Below are 7,076 nucleotides of genomic sequence, written 5' to 3'. Positions count from 1 at the left end.
TCCACCACGCTGCCGCTGCTGCGCCCGTCGCTCGCCCTGTGTCTGCTGCTCTGCGTGACCTGATCCTGCTCGCCCACCTCGACCGTCTCCGGGAGCTCGGGCACCCCGTGCTGGTGGCCGCCTCCCGCAAGCGGTTCCTGGGCCGCGTACTGGCGGGCCCCGAGGGCGCCCCGCCGCCCGCCCGGGAGCGGGACGCCGCCACCGCGGCCGTCTCCGCGCTCGCCGCGCATCAGGGCGCGTGGGCCGTCCGTGTCCACGAGGTTCGGGCCACCGCCGACGCCGTCCGGGTCGCCCGGGCCGTGGAGGGCGCCCGGATCGCAGAGGGAGACCGGTGAGCGCCCCCCACACGGACGTCGAGCAGGTCGAACTCGCCAACACCGCCTTCTACGAGGCGATGGAGCGGGGCGACTTCGAGGAGCTGTCGTCGATCTGGCTGACCCCGTCCGACCTGGGCCACGACGAGGAGTACCACGACCCCGCCCAGGCCGGCGAGGTCTCCTGCGTCCACCCGGGCTGGCCGGTGCTCAACGGCCGGGGCGAGGTCCTGAGGTCGTACGCGCTGATCATGGCGAACACCGAGTACATCCAGTTCTTCCTGACCGACGTGCACGTTTCGGTCACCGGCGACACCGCCCTGGTGACCTGTACGGAGAACATCCTCAGCGGCGGTCCGTCACCGGAGGACAGCGACGAACTCGGGCCGCTCGTGGGCCAGCTCGTCGTCGCCACGAATGTGTTCCGCCGCACACCCGAGGGCTGGAAACTCTGGTCGCACCACGCCTCTCCCGTACTGGCCGAATCCGGCGAGGAAGAAGACGACGAGTCGCCCGCTTGAGTGGGTAAGGGCCAAGCAGAGGTTGAGATCACCGGCCCCGGGGTATGCGCGGCTACCAGCCCGTTAGCCGTCGCGTGCCCCCCGGAAAACACTCGATGAACCCTCCTTGCCCCCGCCCGGGGCGAGCCCCCTGCGGGCGAGCGCTGTCAGTGCTCGCAGGTAGATTCGAATGAGGCTGGTGTTGCCGACCGCACTCGGGAGAGCCCGCCGTTACCGACGATTGCAGGAGTGATTCGCGTGGATCGTGTCGCGCTGCGCGGCCTCAGGGCCCGCGGGCACCACGGTGTCTTTCCCGAGGAACGCGAGGAGGGCCAGACCTTCATCGTGGACCTCACCCTGGGCCTGGACACCCGGCCTGCCGCGGCCGACGACGACCTCACGAAGACCGTGCACTACGGCATCGTGGCGGAGGAGGTCGTGGCCGTCGTCGAGGGCGAGCCGGTGAACCTCATCGAGACCCTCGCCGAGCGCATCGCGCAGACGTGCCTCAAGCACGAGGGGGTCCAGGAGATCGAGGTGTGCGTCCACAAGCCGGACGCCCCGATCACGGTCCCCTTCGACGACGTGACCGTCACCATCATCCGGAGCCGAGTATGACCGCGTTCACCGAGGGCCAGAGCGACCCGACCGTACAGCCGGTGCCCGCCTCCGTGGTGGAGCGCGTGGACGCCGCCGACACGACCCTGCAGAACCCCAGGCGCGCCGTGCTCTCCCTCGGCTCGAACCTCGGCAACCGTCTGGAGACCCTCCAGGGCGCCATCGACGCCCTGGAGGACACCCCGGGCGTCCGCATCAAGGCGGTCTCTCCGGTGTACGAGACGGAGCCGTGGGGCGTGGACCCCGGCAGCCAGCCGACGTACTTCAACGCGGTGATCGTGCTGAAGACGACCCTCCCGCCCTCCTCGCTCCTGGAGCGGGCCCACGCGGTCGAGGAGGCCTTCCACCGCGTCCGGGACGAGCGCTGGGGCCCCCGGACGATCGACGTGGACATCGTGGCGTACGCGGACGTGGTCTCGGACGACCCGGTGCTGACCCTCCCGCACCCCCGGGCCCACGAGCGCGCCTTCGTCCTGGCCCCCTGGTACGACGTGGAGCCCGAGGCCCAGCTCCCCGGCCGCGGCCCCGTGGCGCACCTGCTCGCCGACGTCCCCAGGGAAGGTGTCGCGCCCCGCGCCGACCTGGAACTCCAGCTGCCCGAGTAGTCGTTAAGGTCGAGACGCACACAGGCGGGTCGATCGAAGGGGCAATGTGAAAGAGCTGCGCATCAGGACGCTGGCCGCGGTGTTCTTCGTCGCCGGGTTGCTGTCCTGGGCGGGTGCCCGCCTGTGGAACTCGGTCGGGACACTCCCCCGGGTCCCGCTGGCCGCCCCCATCGTCCTCGCTCTGATCGCCGTCGTGCTCCTGGCCACGGCGCTCTCCCTGCGGGCCCGTCTCAAGGCCCAGCGCGAGCGCCGCCCCGACGCGAAGGGCGTCGACCCCATGATGGCGGCCAGAGCGGTTGTCTTCGGCCAGGCCAGCGCCCTGGTGGCCGCCCTCGTCGCCGGTATGTACGGTGGCACGGGCGTCTTCCTCCTGGAGTCCCTCGACATCCCCGCCCGCCGCGACCAGGCCATCTACGCCGGCTTCTCGGTCCTCGCCGGCATCGCCGTCATAGCGGCCGCCTTCTTCCTGGAGCGCGTATGCAAGCTCCCGGAGGACGACGACACGAACGGCGGCACGGCCCGAGCGACGTAACGGGGCGCAGCCCCGTAGTCCAGGGGCGCGGGGAACTGCGCGCCCAGCCTCAACGAACCCGCACGGACCGCGAAGCGTCCCCGCGCAGCGAACCGATCAGCGAGCCATGATGAGGCTCATCGCCTCATTACGGGTGGCGGCATCCCGCAGCTGCCCCCGAACGGCCGACGTTATGGTCTTCGCCCCCGGCTTGCGAATCCCCCGCATGGACATGCACATGTGCTCGCACTCGACCACCACGATCACGCCACGCGGCTCCAGGATCTCCATCAGCGACTCGGCGATCTGCGTGGTGAGCCGTTCCTGCACCTGCGGCCGCCGGGCGTAGACGTCCACGAGCCGCGCCAGCTTCGACAGCCCCGTGATCTTGCCGTTCGTGCTCGGGATGTACCCGACGTGCGCGACGCCCCTGAACGGCACCAGATGGTGCTCACACGTCGAGAACACCTCGATGTCCTTCACCAGGATCATCTCGTCGTGGCCGAGATCGAACGTCGTCGTCAGGACGTCCTCGGGCGTCTGCCACAACCCCGCGAAGATCTCCTTGTACGCCCGGGCGACCCGCCCCGGCGTCTCCCGCAACCCCTCGCGGTCCGGGTCCTCTCCGACCGCGATCAGCAGCTCTCGTACGGCGTTCTCGGCGCGCTTCTCGTCGAATTCGCCGATCGTGCCCTCACCGTCCAGCGTCACGGGATCGGTCATCTCGTGCCTCGTTCCTGAGCCTGTGACGCGTACGGATCACGCGTCTCATGTTCGGGCATACAACGATGCCGCGCCCCCCAGGCTAAGACCTGGGGGGCGCGGCATTTCGTTCCGGACCTGGTGAGGTGTATCGCACCCGAGCCTGGATCAGCTCTCGGAACGGTCCTCGGGGGCCGACTCGGTCACCGGGAGCGCCTCGGTGGAGGCCTTGGTGCTCGCGGTGATCGCGGGGCTGGCGCCGTTCGTCCCGTTCGTCAGTGACAGCTCCCTGGGGGAGAGCACCGGCGGACGGGTGGACGGCGTGCGCCGGGAGGAACCGGTCCACGCGGGGCGGGCCGGACGCTTGACGAGGGGAGCGAAGACCTCGGCGATCTGCTCCTTGCTCAGCGTCTCCTTCTCCAGCAGCTGGAGGACCAGCGCATCGAGCACGTCGCGGTTCTCGACCAGGATTTCCCAGGCCTCGTTGTGCGCGTTCTCGATGAGCTTCTTGACCTCTTCGTCGACGAGCGCGGCGACCTCTTCCGAGTAGTCGCGCGGGTGCGACATCTCCCGGCCCAGGAAGGGCTCGGTGTTGTCGCCGCCGAACTTGATCGCGCCGAGACGCTCGGTCATGCCGTACTGCGTGACCATCGCGCGGGCCGTGGCTGTGGCCTTCTCGATGTCGTTCGCGGCACCCGTGGTCGGGTCGTGGAAGACGAGCTCCTCGGCCGCGCGCCCGCCCAGCATGTATGCCAGCTGGTCGAGCATTTCGTTGCGGGTCGTGGAGTACTTGTCCTCGTCCGGCAGGACCATCGTGTAGCCGAGAGCACGGCCTCTGGAGAGGATCGTGATCTTGTGGACCGGGTCGGAGTTCGGAGACGCCGCCGCGACCAGGGCGTGTCCGCCCTCGTGGTACGCGGTGATCTTCTTCTCCTTGTCCGACATGATCCGGGTCCGCTTCTGCGGGCCCGCGACCACACGGTCGATCGCCTCGTCGAGCATGTTGTTGTCGATGAGCTTCAGGTTGCTGCGTGCGGTGAGCAGCGCGGCTTCGTTCAGCACGTTCGACAGGTCCGCGCCCGTGAAGCCGGGCGTGCGCCGGGCAACCGCGCCCAGGTCGACGTCCGGAGCGACCGGCTTGCCCTTCTGGTGGACCTTGAGGATCTCCAGACGGCCCTGCATGTCCGGGCGGTCGACCGCGATCTGGCGGTCGAACCGGCCGGGGCGCAGGAGGGCCGGGTCGAGGATGTCCGGACGGTTCGTGGCGGCGATGAGAATCACACCGCCCTTGACGTCGAAGCCGTCCATCTCGACGAGCAGCTGGTTCAGCGTCTGCTCGCGCTCGTCGTGACCACCGCCGAGGCCGGCGCCGCGATGGCGGCCGACCGCGTCGATCTCGTCGACGAAGACGATCGCCGGGGCGTTCGCCTTGGCCTGCTCGAAGAGGTCACGGACCCGGGAGGCACCGACGCCGACGAACATCTCGACGAAGTCGGAACCGGAGATCGAGTAGAACGGGACGCCCGCCTCACCCGCGACAGCACGCGCGAGCAGCGTCTTGCCCGTACCGGGAGGCCCGTACAGGAGCACACCCTTGGGGATCTTCGCCCCGACGGCCTGGAACTTCGCCGGCTCCTGGAGGAACTCCTTGATCTCGTGGAGCTCCTCGACCGCCTCGTCCGAGCCCGCCACATCGGCGAACGTCGTCTTCGGGGTGTCCTTGGTGATGAGCTTCGCCTTGGACTTCCCGAAGTTCATGACCCGGGAGCCGCCGCCCTGCATCTGATTCATCAGGAACAGGAAGACAACGACGATGAGGACGAAGGGGAGCAGGGACAGCAGGATGCCGACGAAAGCGTTCTGCTTGGTCGGCGAGACCGTGTAGCCGTCCGGAATCTGCTTGTTCTGGTACTTGTCCTGGAGGGTGGTGGCCAGGGCCACGCCCTGGTCGCCGATGTAGCTCGCCTGGATCTTCGAGCTGCCCTCGACCTTTGTACCGTCCTTGAGCTCGATCTTGATGACCTGCTCGTCGCCGGTGGTGAGCTTGGCCTGCTGGACCTTGTTGTCATTGATCGCCTGGACGACCTGGCCTGTGTCCACCGTCTTGTAGCCGCCGGACGAGCCGACGACCTGCATCAACACGACCACGGCAAGGACGGCCAGCACGATCCACATGACCGGCCCACGGAAGTATCGCTTCACGTCCATCCATACGGAGCGGTGCCGCCCCGTCCCTCCTGCCATAGTGAGTTTGATAAGACTGTTCTTCGGACGGTACCTCAGCATTGTCACCCGAAGCTGCGCGGTCCGGCTGACAAACCCGTCTACGCATGCTCCAACGGCGCGAAACCCGCTGGGGTTCCCGGACGTCCTACAGGGGTTGGACCCCTGTCAGTGTGACGCCGTCCCACCAGGGTGCCTCAACCGCCGTAGACGTGAGGCGCGAGCGTACCGACGAACGGCAGGTTCCGGTACTTCTCCGCGTAGTCGAGGCCGTACCCGATGACGAACTCGTTGGGAATGTCGAAGCCGACCCACTCCACGTCGATCGCGACCTTCGCGGCCTCCGGCTTGCGCAGCAGCGTGCACACCTTGAGGGACGCGGGCTCGCGGGAGCCGAGGTTGGAGATGAGCCAGGAGAGTGTGAGCCCGGAGTCGATGATGTCCTCGACGATCAGGACGTGCTTGCCCTTGATGTCGGTGTCGAGGTCCTTGAGGATCCGCACCACTCCGGAGGACTGGGTGCCCGCCCCGTACGAGGACACCGCCATCCAGTCCATCGTGACGGGGGTGGACAGGGCCCGGGCCAGGTCCGCCATGACCATCACGGCGCCCTTGAGGACACCGACGATCAGCAGGTCCTTGCCCGCGTACTCCGCGTCGATCTTCGCGGCCAGCTCGCCCAGCTTCGCGTCGATCTCTTCCTTGGTGATGAGCACCGACTTGAGGTCGGTGCCCAGGTCTTTCGCGTCCACCCGCATCACTTTCGGTCGTCCCACCGGCTGCTTCCCGGCCCTCCCCGAAGAGGAGCCGCTCCCCGAAGGGGTTGCCCTCCGGGGCGGGTCGCTCCCCGAAGGGGAACCCTTTTTCAGCCTTGCCGAATCACCAGTCTGCCACCCTGCCGCTGGGCGACGACTTTGCCCGGGAGGTTGATGGCTCCCTGACCGCGCCAGCCGGTGATCAGCCGGTCGACCTCTTCGATGTGCCGGGCGAACAGCGAACCGGCGGGCGCCCCGGCCTCGATGGCGGCGCGGCGCAGGATGCGGCGGCGCACGGCGGGCGGCAGGGCGTACAGCTTGGCGCACTCCAGGAGGCCCGTGGCGTCGCGCACGGAGGCCTCGGCCTGGCCCGCCCACGCGTCGAGCGCGTCGGCGTCGTCACGGGACAACTGGGCCGTACGGGCGAGTGCCTCGACGACACCCTTGCCGAGCGCCTTCTCCAGGGCGGGCAGCCCCTCGTGGCGCAGCCGGGAACGGGTGTAAGCCGGATCCGCGTTGTGGGGGTCGTCCCAGACGGGCAGGGACTGGACCATGCAGGCCTTCCGGGCGGTCTGCCGGTCGAGGTGCAGGAAGGGGCGGCGGTAGCGGCGGGCGGCTCCCGGCCCTCCGGAGACGGCGGCCATTCCGGACAGGGAACGGATGCCGGAGCCGCGGGCCAGGCCGAGCAGGACGGTTTCGGCTTGGTCGTCGCGGGTGTGGCCGAGCAGGACCGCGGCGGCGCCGTGGCGCTCGGCGGCGGCGTCCAGGGCGTGGGCGGTGCACTTCTCCGCTTCGGCCGTCTCGGGGTCACCGCAGATGTGGCCGCCCGTGATCTCCGTGCCCTCGGC

The 7,076-nt window shown here is 69.0% G+C and carries 9 protein-coding genes; 5 read left to right on the top strand and 4 right to left on the bottom strand.

Annotation, left to right across the window (positions count from 1 at the left end; translation table 11 throughout):
- The 5 genes from O3Q52_RS45790 to O3Q52_RS45770 form a co-directional block, all read left to right on the top strand.
- A partial coding sequence (locus O3Q52_RS45790) for a dihydropteroate synthase (protein ID WP_269654405.1) occupies positions 1-335 on the top strand: 335 nt, incomplete at its 5' end.
- The gene (locus O3Q52_RS45785; RefSeq protein WP_269654404.1) at positions 332-835 is read left to right on the top strand and encodes a nuclear transport factor 2 family protein; all 504 of its coding nucleotides are present in this window, start codon (positions 332-334) and stop codon (positions 833-835) included. The genes O3Q52_RS45790 and O3Q52_RS45785, both read left to right, overlap by 4 nt.
- A 237-nt stretch (positions 836-1,072) precedes the next feature.
- A complete protein-coding gene (folB, locus tag O3Q52_RS45780) occupies positions 1,073-1,432 on the top strand; it encodes a dihydroneopterin aldolase (protein WP_269654403.1) in 360 nt (119 codons plus the stop codon).
- Positions 1,429-2,037, top strand: coding sequence for a 2-amino-4-hydroxy-6-hydroxymethyldihydropteridine diphosphokinase (gene folK / locus O3Q52_RS45775; protein ID WP_055610776.1), 609 nt, complete (start codon positions 1,429-1,431; stop codon positions 2,035-2,037). Before folB ends, folK begins: the two co-directional genes overlap by 4 nt.
- Before the next feature lie 46 nt (positions 2,038-2,083).
- The gene (locus tag O3Q52_RS45770) at positions 2,084-2,569 is read left to right on the top strand and encodes a DUF3180 domain-containing protein (RefSeq protein ID WP_200397457.1); all 486 of its coding nucleotides are present in this window, start codon (positions 2,084-2,086) and stop codon (positions 2,567-2,569) included.
- A 96-nt stretch (positions 2,570-2,665) separates the two neighbouring features.
- On the opposite strand, the gene folE is transcribed toward O3Q52_RS45770, so the two are convergent.
- The 4 genes from folE to O3Q52_RS45750 form a co-directional block, all read right to left on the bottom strand.
- Positions 2,666-3,271, bottom strand: a complete 606-nt coding sequence (gene folE / locus O3Q52_RS45765; RefSeq protein ID WP_055610774.1) for a GTP cyclohydrolase I FolE — start codon at positions 3,269-3,271, stop codon at positions 2,666-2,668.
- A gap of 147 nt (positions 3,272-3,418) precedes the next feature.
- Positions 3,419-5,458, bottom strand: coding sequence for an ATP-dependent zinc metalloprotease FtsH (gene ftsH / locus O3Q52_RS45760; RefSeq protein ID WP_266762204.1), 2,040 nt, complete (start codon positions 5,456-5,458; stop codon positions 3,419-3,421).
- 212 nt (positions 5,459-5,670) lie between these two features.
- Complete coding sequence (gene hpt, locus O3Q52_RS45755; RefSeq protein WP_143640508.1) at positions 5,671-6,231, bottom strand: hypoxanthine phosphoribosyltransferase; 561 nt, start codon at positions 6,229-6,231, stop codon at positions 5,671-5,673.
- 107 nt (positions 6,232-6,338) lie between these two features.
- On the bottom strand, positions 6,339-7,076 hold a 738-nt coding region (locus tag O3Q52_RS45750), incomplete at its 5' end, for an ATP-binding protein (RefSeq protein ID WP_269654402.1).

This window comes from Streptomyces sp. ActVer, assembly GCF_027270795.1.
Classification (GTDB): domain Bacteria; phylum Actinomycetota; class Actinomycetes; order Streptomycetales; family Streptomycetaceae; genus Streptomyces; species Streptomyces umbrinus_A.
Note: the sequence above shows the minus strand (reverse complement) of the source record. Positions and strands in the feature narration are given on the sequence as shown.